This window comes from Basfia succiniciproducens, assembly GCF_011455875.1.
Lineage (GTDB): Bacteria > Pseudomonadota > Gammaproteobacteria > Enterobacterales > Pasteurellaceae > Basfia > Basfia succiniciproducens.
On the sequence record NZ_CP015031.1, the window covers coordinates 1,596,594 to 1,614,683 of the forward strand.

At 42.4% G+C, this 18,090-nt stretch carries 30 protein-coding genes; 2 read left to right on the plus strand and 28 right to left on the minus strand.

Features of this window, described 5'->3' with window-relative positions; translation table 11 throughout:
- Positions 1-5 precede the first annotated feature (5 nt).
- From rpsD to ansB, 27 genes are all read right to left on the minus strand, one after another.
- A complete protein-coding gene (gene rpsD / locus A4G13_RS07290; RefSeq protein WP_011201182.1) occupies positions 6-626 on the minus strand; it encodes a 30S ribosomal protein S4 in 621 nt (206 codons plus the stop codon).
- A 29-nt stretch (positions 627-655) separates the two neighbouring features.
- Positions 656-1,045 (minus strand): 30S ribosomal protein S11, encoded by a 390-nt coding sequence (rpsK, locus tag A4G13_RS07295; RefSeq protein ID WP_011201183.1) that lies wholly within the window; start codon positions 1,043-1,045, stop codon positions 656-658.
- 15 nt (positions 1,046-1,060) lie between these two features.
- Entirely contained in the window at positions 1,061-1,417 is a 357-nt protein-coding gene (gene rpsM, locus A4G13_RS07300; RefSeq protein WP_011201184.1) for a 30S ribosomal protein S13, read from the minus strand.
- Positions 1,418-1,558: 141 nt separating this feature from the next.
- On the minus strand, positions 1,559-1,672 hold the full coding sequence (gene rpmJ / locus A4G13_RS07305) for a 50S ribosomal protein L36 (RefSeq protein WP_011201185.1): 114 nt from the start codon (positions 1,670-1,672) through the stop codon (positions 1,559-1,561).
- 27 nt (positions 1,673-1,699) lie between these two features.
- Entirely contained in the window at positions 1,700-3,025 is a 1,326-nt protein-coding gene (gene secY, locus A4G13_RS07310) for a preprotein translocase subunit SecY (protein ID WP_011201186.1), read from the minus strand.
- Positions 3,026-3,032: 7 nt separating this feature from the next.
- The gene (gene rplO, locus A4G13_RS07315) at positions 3,033-3,467 is read right to left on the minus strand and encodes a 50S ribosomal protein L15 (protein WP_090655551.1); all 435 of its coding nucleotides are present in this window, start codon (positions 3,465-3,467) and stop codon (positions 3,033-3,035) included.
- A gap of 4 nt (positions 3,468-3,471) precedes the next feature.
- Positions 3,472-3,651, minus strand: coding sequence for a 50S ribosomal protein L30 (rpmD, locus tag A4G13_RS07320; RefSeq protein WP_005543631.1), 180 nt, complete (start codon positions 3,649-3,651; stop codon positions 3,472-3,474).
- Between the two features lie 6 nt (positions 3,652-3,657).
- Positions 3,658-4,158: a 30S ribosomal protein S5 gene (gene rpsE, locus A4G13_RS07325; protein ID WP_011201189.1), complete on the minus strand. Its 501-nt coding sequence runs from the start codon at positions 4,156-4,158 to the stop codon at positions 3,658-3,660.
- Between the two features lie 15 nt (positions 4,159-4,173).
- Positions 4,174-4,527 (minus strand): 50S ribosomal protein L18, encoded by a 354-nt coding sequence (rplR, locus tag A4G13_RS07330; protein WP_011201190.1) that lies wholly within the window; start codon positions 4,525-4,527, stop codon positions 4,174-4,176.
- Positions 4,528-4,540: 13 nt separating this feature from the next.
- Complete coding sequence (rplF, locus tag A4G13_RS07335; protein WP_011201191.1) at positions 4,541-5,074, minus strand: 50S ribosomal protein L6; 534 nt, start codon at positions 5,072-5,074, stop codon at positions 4,541-4,543.
- 15 nt (positions 5,075-5,089) lie between these two features.
- The gene (gene rpsH, locus A4G13_RS07340; RefSeq protein WP_011201192.1) at positions 5,090-5,482 is read right to left on the minus strand and encodes a 30S ribosomal protein S8; all 393 of its coding nucleotides are present in this window, start codon (positions 5,480-5,482) and stop codon (positions 5,090-5,092) included.
- Positions 5,483-5,518: 36 nt separating this feature from the next.
- Positions 5,519-5,824 carry a 30S ribosomal protein S14 gene (gene rpsN / locus A4G13_RS07345; RefSeq protein WP_090655548.1) on the minus strand — a complete coding sequence of 102 codons (306 nt, stop codon included), beginning with the start codon at positions 5,822-5,824 and terminating at the stop codon, positions 5,519-5,521.
- 11 nt (positions 5,825-5,835) lie between these two features.
- Positions 5,836-6,375 carry a 50S ribosomal protein L5 gene (rplE, locus tag A4G13_RS07350; protein WP_011201194.1) on the minus strand — a complete coding sequence of 180 codons (540 nt, stop codon included), beginning with the start codon at positions 6,373-6,375 and terminating at the stop codon, positions 5,836-5,838.
- A gap of 17 nt (positions 6,376-6,392) precedes the next feature.
- Positions 6,393-6,704 carry a 50S ribosomal protein L24 gene (rplX, locus tag A4G13_RS07355; protein ID WP_011201195.1) on the minus strand — a complete coding sequence of 104 codons (312 nt, stop codon included), beginning with the start codon at positions 6,702-6,704 and terminating at the stop codon, positions 6,393-6,395.
- A gap of 15 nt (positions 6,705-6,719) precedes the next feature.
- Entirely contained in the window at positions 6,720-7,091 is a 372-nt protein-coding gene (gene rplN / locus A4G13_RS07360) for a 50S ribosomal protein L14 (RefSeq protein WP_005759632.1), read from the minus strand.
- 254 nt (positions 7,092-7,345) lie between these two features.
- Positions 7,346-7,603, minus strand: coding sequence for a 30S ribosomal protein S17 (gene rpsQ, locus A4G13_RS07365; protein WP_005759643.1), 258 nt, complete (start codon positions 7,601-7,603; stop codon positions 7,346-7,348).
- Positions 7,603-7,794 carry a 50S ribosomal protein L29 gene (gene rpmC, locus A4G13_RS07370; RefSeq protein ID WP_011201197.1) on the minus strand — a complete coding sequence of 64 codons (192 nt, stop codon included), beginning with the start codon at positions 7,792-7,794 and terminating at the stop codon, positions 7,603-7,605. The genes rpsQ and rpmC overlap by 1 nt, the downstream gene beginning before the upstream one ends.
- On the minus strand, positions 7,794-8,204 hold the full coding sequence (gene rplP, locus A4G13_RS07375; RefSeq protein WP_011201198.1) for a 50S ribosomal protein L16: 411 nt from the start codon (positions 8,202-8,204) through the stop codon (positions 7,794-7,796). The genes rpmC and rplP overlap by 1 nt, the downstream gene beginning before the upstream one ends.
- A gap of 13 nt (positions 8,205-8,217) precedes the next feature.
- On the minus strand, positions 8,218-8,925 hold the full coding sequence (rpsC, locus tag A4G13_RS07380; RefSeq protein WP_011201199.1) for a 30S ribosomal protein S3: 708 nt from the start codon (positions 8,923-8,925) through the stop codon (positions 8,218-8,220).
- Positions 8,926-8,941: 16 nt separating this feature from the next.
- Complete coding sequence (gene rplV, locus A4G13_RS07385) at positions 8,942-9,274, minus strand: 50S ribosomal protein L22 (protein ID WP_011201200.1); 333 nt, start codon at positions 9,272-9,274, stop codon at positions 8,942-8,944.
- A gap of 10 nt (positions 9,275-9,284) precedes the next feature.
- Positions 9,285-9,560 (minus strand): 30S ribosomal protein S19, encoded by a 276-nt coding sequence (gene rpsS / locus A4G13_RS07390; protein ID WP_005539416.1) that lies wholly within the window; start codon positions 9,558-9,560, stop codon positions 9,285-9,287.
- A gap of 25 nt (positions 9,561-9,585) precedes the next feature.
- Positions 9,586-10,407: a 50S ribosomal protein L2 gene (gene rplB, locus A4G13_RS07395; protein ID WP_011201201.1), complete on the minus strand. Its 822-nt coding sequence runs from the start codon at positions 10,405-10,407 to the stop codon at positions 9,586-9,588.
- Positions 10,408-10,427: 20 nt separating this feature from the next.
- Positions 10,428-10,733 carry a 50S ribosomal protein L23 gene (gene rplW, locus A4G13_RS07400; protein WP_011201202.1) on the minus strand — a complete coding sequence of 102 codons (306 nt, stop codon included), beginning with the start codon at positions 10,731-10,733 and terminating at the stop codon, positions 10,428-10,430.
- On the minus strand, positions 10,730-11,332 hold the full coding sequence (gene rplD, locus A4G13_RS07405) for a 50S ribosomal protein L4 (protein ID WP_011201203.1): 603 nt from the start codon (positions 11,330-11,332) through the stop codon (positions 10,730-10,732). The genes rplW and rplD overlap by 4 nt, the downstream gene beginning before the upstream one ends.
- Before the next feature lie 15 nt (positions 11,333-11,347).
- Complete coding sequence (gene rplC, locus A4G13_RS07410; RefSeq protein ID WP_011201204.1) at positions 11,348-11,974, minus strand: 50S ribosomal protein L3; 627 nt, start codon at positions 11,972-11,974, stop codon at positions 11,348-11,350.
- Between the two features lie 16 nt (positions 11,975-11,990).
- Complete coding sequence (gene rpsJ / locus A4G13_RS07415; RefSeq protein WP_001181005.1) at positions 11,991-12,302, minus strand: 30S ribosomal protein S10; 312 nt, start codon at positions 12,300-12,302, stop codon at positions 11,991-11,993.
- A gap of 349 nt (positions 12,303-12,651) precedes the next feature.
- The gene (ansB, locus tag A4G13_RS07420) at positions 12,652-13,701 is read right to left on the minus strand and encodes an L-asparaginase 2 (RefSeq protein WP_090655544.1); all 1,050 of its coding nucleotides are present in this window, start codon (positions 13,699-13,701) and stop codon (positions 12,652-12,654) included.
- A gap of 173 nt (positions 13,702-13,874) precedes the next feature.
- On the opposite strand from ansB, the gene A4G13_RS07425 reads away from it, so the two are divergent.
- The gene (locus A4G13_RS07425; protein ID WP_090655539.1) at positions 13,875-15,260 is read left to right on the plus strand and encodes a chloride channel protein; all 1,386 of its coding nucleotides are present in this window, start codon (positions 13,875-13,877) and stop codon (positions 15,258-15,260) included.
- A 57-nt stretch (positions 15,261-15,317) separates the two neighbouring features.
- Positions 15,318-16,301 (plus strand): tRNA dihydrouridine(20/20a) synthase DusA, encoded by a 984-nt coding sequence (dusA, locus tag A4G13_RS07430; protein ID WP_090655536.1) that lies wholly within the window; start codon positions 15,318-15,320, stop codon positions 16,299-16,301.
- Positions 16,302-16,458: 157 nt separating this feature from the next.
- On the opposite strand, the gene A4G13_RS07435 is transcribed toward dusA, so the two are convergent.
- Positions 16,459-18,060: an ABC transporter substrate-binding protein gene (locus tag A4G13_RS07435; protein ID WP_090655530.1), complete on the minus strand. Its 1,602-nt coding sequence runs from the start codon at positions 18,058-18,060 to the stop codon at positions 16,459-16,461.
- Positions 18,061-18,090 lie beyond the last annotated feature (30 nt).

An 18,090-nucleotide genomic window follows, 5' to 3' on the forward strand; every position in this document is an offset into this window, starting at 1 on the left:
AACTATTATTTAGAGTAAAGCTCAACGATCAGATGTTCGTTAATGTCTGCTGATAAATCAGAACGTTCAGGAACACGTTTGAACACACCTTCCATTTTAGCAGCATCAACTTCTAACCAAGTTGGTTTTTCTCTTTGTTCTGCTAATTCTAACGATGCCTTAATACGAGCTTGTTTTTTAGACTTTTCACGTACAGCAACAACATCGTCAACTGAAACTTGGAAAGATGGAATATTCACAACACGACCATTTACAACAATCGCTTTATGACTCACCAATTGGCGAGCTTCAGCACGAGTTGCAGCAAAGCCCATGCGATAAACAACGTTATCCAATCGACCTTCTAATAATACTAGTAAGTTTTCACCGGTATTACCTTTTAAACGGTTTGCTTCTTTATAGTAGTTACGGAATTGACGTTCTAAAATACCATAGATACGACGAACTTTTTGTTTCTCACGTAATTGACTACCATAGTCAGACAAACGCGGTTTACGAGCACCGTGTTGACCGGGTGCTGTATCAATTTTACATTTAGAATCGATAGCACGCACGCCAGACTTAAGGAATAAGTCTGTGCCTTCACGACGGCTTAGCTTGAGTTTAGGACCCAAATATCTTGCCATTTTCTTTCTCCAATTATCCTAACGTCAGATTAAACACGACGTTTTTTCGGTGGACGACAACCGTTATGAGGAATCGGAGTCACATCAGTAATATTCGTGATTCGGAAACCCGCAGCATTTAATGCGCGAATTGTTGATTCACGACCCGGACCCGGACCTTTAACCATAACTTCCAAGTTCTTTAAGCCGAATTCTTTTACAGCTTCAGCACAACGTTCTGCCGCTACTTGAGCTGCGAACGGAGTCGATTTACGAGAACCACGGAAACCTGAACCACCTGCGGTTGCCCATGCAAGAGCGTTACCCTGACGGTCAGTAATAGTCACGATTGTATTATTGAAAGATGCGTGAATATGCGCTACGCCATCTACAACTTGTTTTTTTACACGTTTACGTGCACGAACTGGTGTTTTAGCCATTAATATTTACCCCGACTATTTTTTGATCGGCTTACGAGGACCCTTACGGGTACGCGCATTAGTTTTAGTACGTTGACCACGTACCGGTAAACCACGACGATGGCGTAAACCACGATAACAACCTAAGTCTAAAAGACGTTTGATGTTAAGTGTTACTTCACGGCGTAAGTCACCTTCAACGGTAAATTTACCAACTTCGTCACGCAGTTTGTCAATCTGCTCTTCAGACAATTCGCTGATCTTAACATTTTCGGCAATACCTGCAGCTGCACAAATTGCTTGTGAACGAGTTTTACCGATACCATAAATTGCTGTTAAAGCGATCACAGTATGTTTATGATCAGGAATGTTAATGCCTGCAATACGGGCCACTATGCACTCCTATTTTCTAATTAATTTGACACACTGATCTTGAAAAGCCCGTTTTCAGGATACTCAAACAGTGTGCCAAGGACATAAATGAGTTGAGCAGTATAACTGCTCAACTGGTTCTTTGCAAGAAAAAACTATCAATTAACCTTGACGTTGTTTATGTTTAGGATCGCTGCATAAAACACGAACGACACCTTCACGTTTAACAATTTTACAGTTACGACAAATTTTCTTTACAGAAGCACGAACTTTCATTGCTTATCCCTTTTATTTCTAGGACAGTTATTGTCCAAAACCTCTAAGGTTTGCTTTTTTCAGCGCAGATTCATATTTAGTTGACATCAAATGACTTTGAATCTGAACGATGAAATCCATAATTACCACTACAACGATCAGTAAAGATGTACCACCGAAGTAAAACTGTACATTCCATGCTGACATCATAATGTAAGGAACCAGACACACAAAGGTAATATATAAACCGCCAATTAATGTTAAGCGGGTCATAATTTTATCAATATAACGTGATGTCTGCTCACCTGGTCTAATTCCGGGTATAAATGCTCCAGATTTTTTTAAATTATCTGCTGTATCACGAGGATTATATTGCATTGCTGTATAGAAAAAACTAAAGAAAATAATAGCAATAGCGTAAACAATCAAATATAACGGCTGACCTGGATGCAGTAACATCGACAGATCGGTTAACCATTCAAGACTCGATCCTTCACCGAACCATTGTGTTAATGTTGCGGGGAATAAAATAATACTTGAAGCGAAAATAGCCGGGATAACACCTGCCATATTCACCTTCAATGGTAAATGAGTTGAATGACCGCCTAAAATTTGACGACCTTGTTGACGTTTAGCATATTCAACTTTAATTCGTCTTTGACCTCTTTCGAAGAACACCACGAAATAGGTTACCGCAAAAACAATTACGGCAATTAATAAAAGAACTAATAGATGCATTTGCCCTTGACGAGCCTGCTCAATAGTTTGACCGATAGCCGAAGGAAGTCCGGCAACAATCCCTGCGAAAATAATTAAAGAAATACCGTTACCAATTCCACGCTCTGTAATTTGTTCACCTAGCCACATCAAGAACATAGTCCCTGTAACAAGGCTGATTACAGCGGTAAAATAGAAACCGAAACCTAAATTAGGTACTAAACCCGGCAACATATTAGGTAAGCCTGTAGAAATACCGATTGCCTGTAAAGTGGCAAGTCCTAAAGTCGCATAACGAGTATATTTGCTAATTTTGCGACGACCTGACTCGCCTTCCTTTCTTAATTCATTTAATGCGGGATAAACTGTTGCAAGCAATTGGATAATAATCGATGCCGAGATATACGGCATGATACCCAATGCAAAAATAGACGCCCGACTTAACGCACCACCAGAGAACATGTTAAACATATCAATGATGGTGCCTTTTTGTTGTTCAATCAACTGAGCTAACACGGCTGCATCAATACCAGGAACCGGAATGAAAGAACCTACACGGAAAACTATTAGTGCACCTAATACGAAAAGTAATCGACTTTTAAGTTCACTACTACCGCTTTGGGTACTTCTACTTTGATAGCCTGGTTGCTTAGCCATTTGTTAATTATTCCTCAACTGAACCGCCAGCAGCTTCAATTGCTGCTTTTGCACCTTTAGTCACACGTAGACCGCGAACAGTTACAGCACCTTTAACCTCACCCGCTAAAACAACTTTAGCGAATTGGATCTCTTTAGTGATGATATTTGCAGCTTTTAGTGATTCTAAAGTTACTACGTTATTTTCTACTTTAGTTAAATCATTCAAACGAATTTCCGCTGTTACAGCAGCTTTCATTGATGTAAAACCAAATTTTGGTAAACGACGGTATAAAGGCATTTGACCACCTTCGAAACCACGACGAACACCGCCGCCGGTACGAGATTTTTGACCTTTATGACCGCGTCCACCGGTTTTGCCTAAACCAGAGCCAATGCCACGACCTAAACGCTTAGCGCTATGCTTTGCACCTTCAGCCGGAGCCAGAGTATTTAAATACATTATATTACTCCTCTACTTTAACCATGTATGAAACTTGGTTAATCATACCGCGTACTGCCGGAGTATCGATTAACTCAACAGTATGGTGCATATGGCGAAGACCTAGACCACGTAAAGTAGCTTTATGCTTCGGTAAACGAGCGATAGAACTACGTACTTGTGTTACTTTGATAGTTTTTGCCATTGTCAATTACCCCAAAATTTCATCAACGGTTTTACCGCGTTTTGCAGCAACCATTTCAGGTGATTTCATATTTGCTAATGCATCAATCGTTGCACGAACAACATTAATCGGGTTGGTTGAACCATATGCTTTAGAAAGAACGTTACGAACACCTGCAACTTCTAACACGGCACGCATTGCACCGCCTGCGATGATACCGGTACCTTCACTAGCCGGTTGCATAAATACGCGAGAACCAGTGTGAATACCTTTAACAGGATGTTGTAATGTACCTTCGTGTAAAGCTACATTAATCATATTGCGACGTGCTTTTTCCATCGCTTTTTGGATCGCTGCCGGAACTTCGCGCGCTTTACCATAACCAAAACCTACGCGACCATTACCATCACCCACTACTGTTAAAGCAGTGAAACTCATGATACGACCACCTTTTACTGTTTTTGATACACGGTTTACCGCGATTAGCTTCTCTTGCAGTTCACCAGCTTGTTTTTCGATGTTTGCCATCTAAAATTACCTCTATTAGAACTGTAGACCAGCTTCACGGGCAGCGTCCGCTAAAGATTGGACACGACCATGATATTTAAAACCGGAACGATCGAAAGCGACATCTTTAATGCCTTTCGCTAATGCTCTTTCTGCAACTAGTTTACCAACTACTGCTGCGGCATCTTTGTTACCGGTATATTTAACTTGCTCACTGATTGCTTTTTCTACTGTGGAAGCTGCGGCAAGCACTTCTGAACCGTTTGGTGCAATTACTTGTGCATAAATATGACGCGGAGTACGGTGAATCACTAAACGTGTCACTCCGTTCTCTCTCATCATATGACGTGCACGAGCTGCACGACGGATACGAGCTGATTTCTTATCCATAGTGTTACCTTAATTATTTTTTCTTAGCTTCTTTCGTGCGAACCACTTCATCAGAATAACGAACACCTTTACCTTTATAAGGTTCAGGGCTACGGTATGCACGAATATCTGCTGCAACTTGACCAATTAATTGTTTGTCGGCACCTTTCAACACAATTTCGGTTTGAGATGGACATTCTGCAGTGATACCTGCTGGTAAAGTATGCTCAACTGGGTGAGAAAAACCTAAGCTTAAGTTAACAACATTGCCTTTAACTTGTGCTCTGTAACCAACACCCACTAATTGTAACTTCTTAGTGAAGCCTTCAGTAACACCGATAACCATAGCATTAACTAATGCGCGGGTAGTACCAGCTTGTGCATTTGCTTCAGCTCCGTCATTACGAGGAGAGAAAGTTAATTCATTATTATCTTGTTTAACTTCAACAAAGTTATGAATGGTACGAGTTAACTCGCCATTTTTACCTTTAACTGTTAGTAGCTGACCGTCAAGTTTTACTTCAACGCCGGCAGGAACACTAACAGGTGCTTTTGCAACACGAGACATTTTCCTACCTCTCTATTAAGCTACATAACAAATGATCTCACCGCCTAAACCAGCTTGACGAGCTGCACGGTCAGTCATTACACCTTTAGATGTAGATACTACAGCAACACCTAAACCACCCATAACTTTTGGTAATTCGTCTTTACGTTTGTAAATACGAAGACCAGGACGGCTTACGCGTTGGATACTTTCTACAACAGGTTTACCTTGGAAATATTTTAAAGTAATTTCCAACTCAGGTTTTGCACCTTCTAAAACTTTAACGCTTTCAATATACCCTTCCGCAGCTAATACGTTGGCAATAGCCACTTTTAGCTTGGATGAAGGCATACTGATCGCAACTTTGCTCGCAGCTTGACCGTTACGAATACGAGTCAACATATCTGCGATTGGATCTTGCATACTCATTGTGCTTTTTCTCCGATTCCAAAATAAAGTGGTAAATTACCAACTTGCTTTTTTAAGGCCAGGGATTTCGCCACGCATTGCTGCTTCGCGAACCTTAATACGGCTTAAACCAAACTTACGAAGAACGCCGTGAGGACGTCCGGTTTGGCTGCAGCGGTTACGTTGACGGCTTGGGCTTGAATCACGTGGTAAAGTTTGTAACTTTAACACTGCATCCCAACGCTCTTCATCGGATGAATTTGCGTCAGAAATGATTCTTTTTAATTCAACGCGTTGAGCGTAAAATTTTTCAGCCAATTTAACGCGTTTTACATCGCGTGCTTTCATTGATTGTTTAGCCATTGTAACCTGCCTTATTTACGGAATGGGAAATTAAAGGCAGCAAGTAGTGCTTGACCTTCTTCATCACTCTTAGCCGTAGTTGTGATAGTAATATCCAAACCACGTACACGATCTACTTTATCGTAGTCGATTTCAGGGAAGATGATTTGCTCGCGCACACCCATACTATAGTTACCGCGTCCATCAAATGACTTCGCGCTTAAACCGCGGAAGTCACGGATACGAGGAACCGCAATTGTAATTAAGCGTTCTAAGAACTCCCACATACGTTCGCCACGTAGTGTTACTTTACAACCGATTGGATATCCCTGACGGATTTTAAAGCCTGCAACAGATTTGCGAGCTTTAGTAATTAAAGGTTTTTGACCGCTAATTGCCGTTAGATCCGCTACTGCGTTATCTAAAAGTTTTTTGTCGGTCAATGCTTCACCCACACCCATATTCAGGGTAATCTTTTCGATTCGTGGGACTTGCATGACAGATGCGTAGTTGAATTTAGTTTTTAATTCGTTCACTACTTGATCTCTGTAGTAATCATGCAGTTTCGCCATCGCATTACTCCAGTTTGTTAAATAATTTCATTGTTAGATTTGAAGAAACGGACTTTTTTGCCATCTTCGAATCTAAAACCTACACGGTCAGCTTTATTTGTTTTAGGATTAAAAATCGCAACATTTGATACATCAATTGCCGCTTCTTTCTTCACTAAACCACCTTCTTTTCCTAATGCAGGAACCGGTTTTTCATGTTTAGTGATGATTTTAACACCTTCAACAATCACTTTTCCGTTTGGTAACACTTGTGTTACCTTACCACGTTTACCTTTGTCTTTTCCGGTAAGAACGATTACTTCATCATTTTGACGAATTTTTGCAGCCATTTAATGCTTCTCCTCTTATAGTACTTCTGGTGCTAAAGAGATGATCTTCATGAATTTCTCTGAACGAAGTTCACGAGTCACCGGTCCAAAAATACGAGTACCGATAGGTTGCTCTGAGTTATTGTTTAAGATAACACAAGCATTACCATCGAAGCGAATAACTGCTCCGTCTGGGCGACGAACACCCTTCTTGGTGCGCACAACAACCGCTTTTAACACATCACCTTTTTTTACTTTACCGCGTGGAATCGCTTCTTTTACAGTAACTTTAATGATATCGCCAATAGCAGCGTAACGACGGTGCGATCCACCTAGAACCTTGATACACATTACGCTGCGAGCGCCTGAATTATCAGCAACATCCAGCATAGTCTGTTCTTGGATCATATTAGTGCTCCGTTAAGTTAATAATACACCCTTTCGGGACGAACCTATTCACCCTAAGGTAAATAGGGTGCAGATTTTAGCAATTCAAGAGGGAAAAATCAACAGAATTTTCAGGATTATTATGCTTTCTCTTAACGAGAAATAAACGTAAAAGTGCGGTAAAAAAATACGATTTTTTAACCGCACTTTTACCGCATTTTACAGAAAGAAAAGCCCCGGTTAATACCGGGGCTTTCGAGTTTTAATATAGTTAATTAAGCTTCAACAGCTTTTTCAACTACACGAACTAATGTCCAAGATTTAGTTTTTGATACCGGACGACATTCTTTAATTTCGACAGTATCACCAATTCTTGCTTCATTGTTCTCGTCATGCACGTGTAATTTTGTGGTACGACGGATAAATTTACCTAAAAGTGGGTGTTTCACTTTACGCTCAATTGCGATTGTGAAAGATTTATCCATTTTATCGCTGATTACACGACCTTGCACGGTACGAATTTTATCAGTCATTACTCACCCGCCTTCTCGGTTAGTACAGTTTTAACTTGTGCAATATTACGACGCACTTGTTTTAACTGATGGGTTTGTTGAAGCTGACCTGTAGCGGCTTGCATACGCAATTTAAATTGCTCGCCTGCTAAGTTAGCTAATTCAGCATTCAGCTCTTCAACAGTTTTTGCACGTAGTTCTTGAGCTTTCATTACATCACCGTTTTAGTTACGAATGTTGTTTTAATTGGAAGTTTCGCTGCCGCTAAAGCAAATGCTTCGCGTGCGATCTCTTCAGAAACACCATCCATTTCATAAAGCACTTTACCCGGTTGGATTAAGGCTACCCAGTACTCAACGTTACCTTTACCTTTACCCATACGGACTTCTAATGGTTTTTCAGTAATTGGTTTGTCTGGGAATACACGGATCCAGATTTTACCTTGACGTTTAACCGCACGTGTCATTGCACGACGTGCTGCTTCGATTTGACGAGCTGTTAAACGACCACGGCCAATAGCTTTTAAACCGTAAGTACCGAAACTCACGTCGGTGCCCGCAGCGATACCGCGGTTACGACCTTTGTGAACTTTACGGAATTTTGTACGTTTTGGTTGCAACATTTAGCAGTTCTCCTTACTTACGACCTTTGCCGCGTGGTGCCTTTTTAGGCGCAGCAGGTTGTTGTTCTGGTTGTTGTGCAATTGCAGCCATTCCACCAAGAATTTCACCTTTGAAGATCCACACTTTAACGCCGATTACGCCGTATGTAGTATGAGCTTCAGAAGTATTATAATCGATGTCCGCACGTAATGTATGTAATGGTACGCGACCTTCACGATACCACTCAGAACGTGCAATTTCTGCACCACCTAAACGACCGCTTACTTCAACTTTGATACCTTTGGCACCTAAACGCATTGCATTTTGTACCGCACGTTTCATTGCGCGACGGAACATCACACGACGTTCTAATTGAGAAGCGATGCTATCCGCGACTAATTTCGCATCCAGCTCAGGTTTTTTCACTTCAGCAATGTTGATTTGTGCCGGAACGCCTGCGATTTTCGCCACTGCGTTACGTAATTTTTCAACATCTTCGCCTTTTTTACCGATAACGATACCCGGACGAGCTGTGTGAATTGTTACACGAATACTTTTAGCAGGACGTTCAATAGTGATACGTGATACTGAAGCATTCGCTAATTCTTTATTCAAGAATTTACGTACTTTGAAATCGCCGTCTAAATTAGATGCGAAATCTTGTGTATTCGCGAACCAAGTAGAGCTCCAAGGCTTAACGATACCTAGGCGAATACCATGTGGATTTACTTTTTGACCCATTGCTATTCCTCTACGATTAACGATCTGACACAACCACTGTAATGTGGCTTGTACGTTTTAAAATACGATCTGCACGACCTTTAGCACGTGGCATAACACGTTTCATGCTAGGACCTTCATCAACGAAAATCTTCGTTACTTTAAGATCATCGATATCTGCACCGTCATTGTGCTCCGCATTAGCAATAGCAGATTCAAGTACTTTCTTAACTAAAGCCGCAGCTTTTTTATTTGTATAAGTTAAGATTTCTAATGCCGCCGCTACTTTTTTACCACGGATTAAATCCGCAACTAAGCGAGCTTTTTGAGCTGAAGTGCGAGCGTAACGATGTTTTGCAATAGTTTCCATCTTTTACCTCTTACTTCTTAGCTTTCTTATCCGCAGCGTGACCGCGGTATGTACGAGTCGGTGCAAATTCACCTAATTTATGACCGATCATTTCGTCTGATACATAAACAGGAACGTGCTGACGACCATTATGGACTGCGATGGTCAAACCAATCATTGATGGAATGATCATTGAACGACGGGACCAAGTTTTAATTGGTTTTTTATCCCCGCTTTCCACCGCCTTCTCTACCTTCTTCAACAAGTGGAGGTCAAGGAAAGGACCTTTCTTGAGAGAACGTGGCATGGCTTATCCTCTTAATTCAATTTAATTATTTGCCACGACGACGTACGATATATTTATCGGTACGTTTGTTGTGACGAGTTTTCTTACCTTTGGTTTGAACGCCCCAAGGTGATACCGGGTGTTTACCAAAGTTACGACCTTCACCACCACCGTGCGGGTGATCTACCGGGTTCATCGCAGTACCGCGAACTGTAGGGCGAACGCCTCTCCAGCGGTTGGCACCGGCTTTACCAAGTACGCGTAACATATGTTCTGAATTACCTACTTCACCAATGGTAGCGGTACATTCAGCTAATACTTTACGCATTTCACCGGAACGAAGACGTAAAGTTACATAGTTACCTTCACGTGCGATGATTTGTACATAACTACCTGCAGAACGAGCGATTTGACCGCCTTTACCAGGTTTTAATTCAACATTATGTACTGTCGAACCGACTGGGATATTACGCATTGGTAATGCATTACCAACTTTAATCGGCGCATTAACACCAGCTTGGATTTGATCGCCTGCACTTAAACCTTTAGGTGCTAAGATATAACGACGTTCACCGTCTTTATAAAGCACTAAAGCAATGTTTGCGGAACGATTCGGATCATATTCAAGACGCTCAACAACCGCTGGGATATCTAACTTGTTACGTTTGAAATCGATTAAACGGTAATGTTGTTTATGACCACCACCGATATGACGAGTAGTGATACGTCCTAAATTATTACGACCACCAGTTTTAGATTTAGTATCTAATAAAGGTGCGTAAGGTTTACCCTTATGTAATTCAGGGTTCACGATTTTAACAACGTGACGACGACCAGCGGAGGTCGGCTTACATTTAACGATAGCCATTTATTTCTTCTCCTCCGTTATTACTCTGCAGCGCCTTCAACGAAGTCCAATTCTTGGCCTTCGGCAAGGGTTACATAAGCTTTTTTCCAGTCACTGCGACGTCCTGTTTTAGCACCGTGACGTTTAGTTTTACCTTTAACTACAACGGTACGAACAGAATCCACTTTCACTTCAAATAATTGAGCAACTGCATTAGCAATTTCAACTTTATTAGCATCTAATGCTACTTTGAAAACGATAGTGTTAGACTTCTCAGCGTTATTTGTTGCTTTCTCAGAGATATGCGGTGCTTTAAGCACTTTTAACAAACGTTCTTGTTGACTCACGCTAACATCTCCTCAATTTGTTTCACAGCATCAACTGTAACAACCACTTTATTGAAAGCAATTAAGCTTACAGGGTCGATACCTTGAACATCACGAACGTCAACTTTATATAAGTTACGCGCCGCTAAGAATAGATTTTCATCTAAACTTGCTGTGATGATTAACACATCTTCAAGTGCTAAATCTTTTAATTTTTGAACTAAAACTTTAGTTTTTGGTGCGTCAATTTCGAATTTATCCACCACAACCAAACGGTCTTGACGAACTAATTCTGAAAGAATGCTTTTGATTGCACCACGGTACATTTTTTTGTTCACTTTTTGGCTGTGATCTTGTGGTTTCGCAGCAAAAGTGATACCACCTGAACGCCAGATTGGTGATTTAATATCACCGGAACGAGCACGGCCTGTACCTTTTTGACGCCAAGGTTTTTTACCTGAACCAGACACTTCAGCACGAGTTTTTTGAGCGCGCGAACCTTGACGAGCACCTGCCGCATACGCAACAACTACTTGATGGATTAACGCTTCATTGAACTCACGTCCGAAGGTAGTTTCAGAAACAGCTAGTGCGTTTGCACCTACAACTTGTAATTCCATCTCTATCTCCTAGACTTATGCTTTAACTGCCGGTTTCACGATAACATCACTATTAGTCGCACCAGGGACGGCACCTTTAACTAATAATAATTTACGTTCAGCATCAACACGAACAACTTCCAGTGACTGAACGGTTACTCGTTCGGCACCTAAGTGTCCTGCCATTTTTTTGCCTTTAAACACACGACCCGGAGTTTGGTTTTGACCAATAGAACCAAGTACACGATGTGATAAAGAGTTACCGTGGGTTGCATCTTGAGTACGGAAATTCCAACGTTTAACACCACCTTGGAAACCTTTACCTTTAGATGTACCGGTAACATCAACTTTTTTAACATCCGCAAAGATGTCAACATTAATTTCTTGACCTAAAGTGAATTCTTCACCTTCAGTACGAAATTCCCATAAACCGCGACCAGCTTCAACACCTGCTTTCACGAAATGACCTGCTTCTGGCTTAGTTACACGGCTCGCTTTTTTCGAACCTGTAGTAACTTGAACAGCAGAATAACCATCGTTTTCAAGAGTTTTAACTTGAGTCACACGGTTGGCTTCGATTTCGATAACGGTAACTGGAATTGAAACGCCTTCTTCAGTGAAGATGCGAGTCATACCAACTTTACGACCGACTAAACCAATCATTGTAATAACCTCTTAATTAACCTAGGCTGATCTGCACGTCAACGCCGGCAGCTAAATCTAAACGCATTAATGCATCAACAGTTTTTTCTGTTGGCTCAACGATATCAACTAAACGTTTGTGAGTACGGATTTCATATTGGTCACGTGCATCTTTGTTCACGTGTGGAGAAATCAATACAGTGAAACGTTCTTTACGAGTTGGTAAAGGAATTGGACCACGAACTTGTGCACCAGTACGTTTAGCTGTTTCTACGATCTCCGCAGTAGATTGATCGATCAAACGATGATCAAAAGCTTTTAAGCGGATACGGATTCTTTGGTTCTGCATTAGACCAGAGCTCCAATAATTTTTAGCTAATAAAAAACTGACACCATCACCTTTCAACTTCTTAAATAAAAGGGAAGTGCAGCAGACCTATTTAGCTCCCAAATCGGGAACATTGTTATGTGTTACATATCGTAACACGCATTCAATAAATGATTACATTGAACGTCTTTCTCACGCTTTCACGTGTAAAGCCAGCGAATTCTACTCAAATTGTAAACATATTGCAAGCGTTTATTTAATAATAACGACAAATTACCGCTTTGCAAAAATCGTCAAAAAAATACCGCACTTTTAAAACCAAAAGTGCGGTCGGAATTTGACAATTTTTATTTATGTTGATCTGCCCGATTTAGAAATCATCAAAATATTGTTGGATTTGTTTAATATCCTTGGTTTGCGTTAAGGCAAGCTGCAATAACACTCTGGCTTTTTGCGGGTTGAGGGTGCCTGATGCGGCAAACCCTAAGGCGTTATCATCCACTTCGCCGTTACGGGTAGTATAACCGGTCGGCACACGGGAAGAACGCACTACGGCAACACCGTCTTTCGCCGCTTTTTCCAGGATAGCGGAATTAGCCTGATTCACATTACCGTTGCCGACGCCGGCGGTTACAATGCCTTCATATCCCGCATCTAATAATGCTTTCAGCGGTTCTGTCGGCATATTGGAATAAGCGTAAACAATACCGACTTTAGGTAACGCAGTTAAATTATCCACATTAAACGGTGTTGCGGTCGTATGTTTACTTTCCGGCGAACGTTCATAATCCACTTTGCTGTTATGGATATAACCCAAGCTGCCGAAATTCGGCGAATTAAACGTTTCTACCGCGGTGGTGCTTGTTTTTGTCACATCTCTGGCACCCAGAACCTTATCATTCATCGCTACTAACACGCCGCGCCCTGCGGATTTTTTGTCCGTCGCCACCACAACGGCATTATATAAATTAAGCGGACCGTCGGCACTTTTTTCGGTTGCCGGACGCATTGCCCCGACTAATACCACCGGTTTTTCACATTTTACCGTCATATCCAGAAAATAGGCGGTTTCTTCCATAGTATCCGTGCCGTGCGTAATCACAAAACCGTCGGTTTCGTTACATTTGGCATTAATGGTTTTTGCCAGTTTCAGCCACACCTCATCGCTCATATCCTGCGAACCGATATTAACCACTTGTTCACCGGTAATATTGGCGAGATCTTTCATTTCGGGCACCGCTTCAATTAAGGTTTGCACGGTTAACTGCCCAGCTTTATATGAGGAACTTACCGAAGTCGCACCACTACCGGCGATTGTACCGCCCGTTGCTAAAATCGTAATATTAGGTAATTCCGCCGCATTAGCAAAAGATACGCCTAAACCTAAGCTCATTGTTAGTGCAAGTTTAGTTAATTTCATGGTAACTCCTTAAAGTTTGAAGAATTCTTTTCAATTATGCGCTTTATAGTTGCAATCACAAACCCTGTTTATTCGTTTTTTGATCTAGTTCACAAGAAAATCATGCTTTCAACGATGAACGGATTACCCTATTCCGGGTATAATGATCAAAAAATTAACTTTAGTCATACCTTATGTTCAATTTAAAATATTTTAAAACCCGGCTCGGTTTTATTATTCATAAAAAATTGCGCCAAACTCACCGCATTTCCCATAAAAGTATTGAATTTATCTGCTTATTATCAGGAGCCGCGTTGGTAGCGTTATTTTCGTTAGCGTTTGCTAAGCTTTCCGATCTCGGCTTGCAATGGAATGCCCGCTGGTCCGCTCACTATCCTCTCGCAGTTTGGTTTATTCTGCCTTTAGGATTAGCCGCACTCAGCTGGTTTACGGCAAAATTCACGCCTTATGTTGGCGGCAGCGGAATTCCGCAGGTTATTGCAGCTATCAGCTTACCTCATGGTAAGAATAAAAATCGTTTGGTGGAGTTCTGGCAAACGTTATGGAAAATACCGCTTACATTTTTAGCCATGCTAATAGGCGCTTCCGTCGGGCGCGAAGGGCCTTCCGTCCAAGTAGGGGCGGCGGTTATGTTAGCCTGGGGCAATTTTTGCCGTAAACATAATTTTGCCTTTAGAGGATTAAGCGCAAACGAATTAATAGCGGCGGGTGCCGGCGGCGGTTTGGCGGCGGCATTTAACGCGCCGCTGGCGGGTGTTATTTTCGCAATTGAGGAACTCGGCAGAGGCTTTGTTTTGCGCTGGGAACGTCGGATATTGCTCGGTGTGTTAGCCGCCGGTTTTATTTTAGTTGCCATTGAAGGAAATAATCCCTATTTTCCGCAATATCAGGGCGCTTATTCCTCACAATACATTTATTTATGGGTTATTTTATGTGGTGTGATCTGCGGTTTTTTCGGCGGCGTTTTTGCCCGGTTATTAGCGAAAGGCGCCGCCGGCGTTTCGCCTGCAAAAATCCGCGGTTGGGTGCGCCGCCATCCGATTTATACGGCTTTACTTCTCGGTCTAATGTTGGCGGCACTCGGTTCCTATACAAAAGGGCAAACCTACGGAACCGGTTATCATGTGGTTACTCAGGCATTAAGCGGAGAATTATTACAGCCGGAATCGGTGGGCATTGCTAAACTTGCCGCCACTGTCGCCACTTATTGGACCGGCATAGCGGGCGGTATTTTCACACCGTCGCTGACTATCGGCGCCGGTATAGGTTCGCAAATCGCCGCTTATGCCGGTGATTTAATTGACCCTCGCTTATTGGTGTTGCTTTGTATGTCGGGCTTTTTAGCCGGCGCCACCCAATCCCCCGTAACCGCCAGCGTGGTGGTTATGGAAATGACCGGCAGTCAACCGGTCTTGATTTGGGCATTGATTGGCTGTATTGTAGCGAGCTTTATTTCACGTCAGATTAATCCGAAACCCTTTTATCATTTAGGCGCGGCACGCTTTCGCCAGCGGGTTCAGGAAGAAAGCAAACTGAAAAACAATGATGTGAATCCCTAGAATCTGTTTATCTTTTATAGACAGATCCTAATCAGCCAAATTTAAGAAAGTAGAAAAATGAACCAAAATCAACCGCACTTTTATCGAGGACGCTTTTCCGTTGCGCCGATGCTTGACTGGACAACGCGTCACTGCCGTTATTTTCATCGCCAATTCAGCCACCATGCATTACTTTATACCGAAATGGTGACCGCACCGGCAATTATTCATGCCAAATACGATCATTTGGAATTTGATCCGGCGGAAAATCCCGTTGCCTTGCAATTGGGCGGCAGCGATCCGGAACAATTACAACATTGCGCAAAACTGGCTGAACAACGGGGTTATACGGAAATCAATTTAAATGTGGGCTGCCCTTCCGATCGCGTACAAAACGGCATGTTCGGCGCCTGTTTAATGGCGAAAGCCGATTTGGTCGCCGAATGTGTGGAAAAAATGCAGGCTGAGGTAGCAATCCCCGTTACGGTGAAAACCCGGATCGGTATTGATAATCTGGACAGTTACCAATTCTTTTGTGATTTCATTCAAAAAGTGCATAGCAAAGGCTGCAATGAATTTATCGTGCATGCCCGTAAAGCCTGGCTTTCGGGTTTAAGCCCAAAGGAAAATCGTGAAATTCCGCCACTTAATTATGAACGAGTTTACCAACTCAAACGAGATTTTCCGCAGCTAACTATCAGCATTAACGGTGGTATCAAAACTCTCGAGGAAATGACCGCACATTTAGCTCATGTGGACGGCGTGATGGTAGGGCGGGAAGCTTATCAGAACCCCGCCCTGTTAGGGCAAATCGATCGGGCGTTATTTGACCTTAACGCACCTATCGTCACGCCTCGCGAAGCGGTGGAAAAGATGTTCCCTTATATTGAACGCCAATTAAGCCGAGGCGTACATTTAAATCATATTGTCCGCCATATGCTCGGCGCATTCCAAAACTGCAAAGGTGCGCGCCAATGGCGCCGGCATTTGAGCGAGAATGCACATAAAACGGGCGCCGGTATCGAGATTCTGGAAACCGCATTACACTTTGTTGAAGAATAAAAAAGTGCGGTTGAAATTTTGGAATTTTTTGATGAATATCGAAATATTATTTCGTTATAAACGGATGCCAGTCCATCACTTCTATCAAATAAAACTGCGGTCAAAAATCACAAAATTTTGACCGCAGTTTTTAACAGGGATTTTTATTAGTTGAAGGTTATTTCTTATCTTCGACCCGTACGCCGTAGAAGGATGTATAACCGAACGGGCTTTGTTTGAAATCGCGAACCCGGGCGCTTAACGGCGCATAAGTTACTGCGTGAGCCATTGGGATCCAAGGAGCCTGATCGTGCGCGATAACTTGCGCTTGTTTATAAAGTGCCGCACGTTGCGCTTTATCCGTTAAGCCGATGGCTTTATCCAACAAAGCGTCAAACTCGGCATTTTTCCAACGGGCATAGTTGCTGTTACCCGCATTAGCGCCGGCTAATAACGGTGATAAAAAATTATCGGGGTCGCCGTTATCACCTGACCAGCCAAAGGTTCCCGCGGTTAATTCGCCGGCCTTCGCCCGTTTAATGTAATCGCCCCATTCATAGCTGACTAATTTGGCTTTTACGCCGACTTTTTCCCAATCGCTTTGTACTAATTCAGACATTCGACGAGGATTAGGATTTGAATTACGCACCACCGGCTGAACCCAAAGCTCCGTTTCAAACCCGTTCGGGAAACCGGCTTCCGCTAAAAGTTGTTTTGCCTTTTCCGGATTATATTCATAAGGCTGAATCTGATCGTTATAACCCCAAATGGTCGGCGGCAGCGGATTCTTGGCGGCAATACCCGCACCTTGATATACCGCATTTAGGATAGTGTTTTTGTCCACCGCATAATTTAATGCCTGGCGCACTTTTACATTATCAAACGGCGCTTTTTCCGTATTAAAGGCGATATAGGCCACATTCAAACTTTCCTGTGACGGCATTTGAATACGCTTGTCCGCTTTCATGCGTTCAATATCCGCGGTATTCGGAAACTCCGCTAAATCACAGGCGCCTTGTTGTAATTTAGCATAACGTGTACCCGCATCAGGGGTAATGCTGAAAACCAAACGGTCAATAGCGGCTTTACCTTTCCAGTAGTCTTTGTTTGCTACAAAACGAACCGCTTTATCCACCTGATAGCCGGCAAAAACAAAAGGACCTGTACCAATCGGCTGATTATCAATAGTTTCCGGTTTGCCTGCCCGCATCATTTTATCGGCATATTCCGCCGAATAAATAGATAAAAAATCCATCCCTAAGCTGGCAAGAAAGGTCGCATCTTTGCGGGTTAAGGTAATTCTGACCTGATGATCATTCAGTTTTTCCACAGATTTCAACAAACTTGGAAATTTCATTGAATTGAAATACGGATAAGTTCCGTTTGAGACCTTGTGATAAGGATGATTCGAATCTAATTGACGTTGGAATGAAAAGATTACATCGTCCGCATTAAATTCACGGGTAGGCGTAAATTCTTTATTTGCATGAAATTTAACGCCTTTACGCAAATGAAAAGTATAAGTTAAACCGTCATCGCTGATATCCCAGCTTTCCGCTAATCCCGGTTCAATATCTACGCTGCCGCGTTTAAACTCGACTAAACGGTTATAAACCTGCTGAGAACTGGCGTTATAAGAAATACCGTCCATAACAAGCGCCGGGCTGAAGCCCGTAGGTGCGCGACTGGTACAGTTTATAAAGGTGGTTTCCGCCGCTTGAACAAAGCCGATTGCGGATAATACCAATGCCGCAAGAGTAAATTTAGTTGTTAATTTCATAGAGTTTCCTCTCTTTACAGGGGACAGATA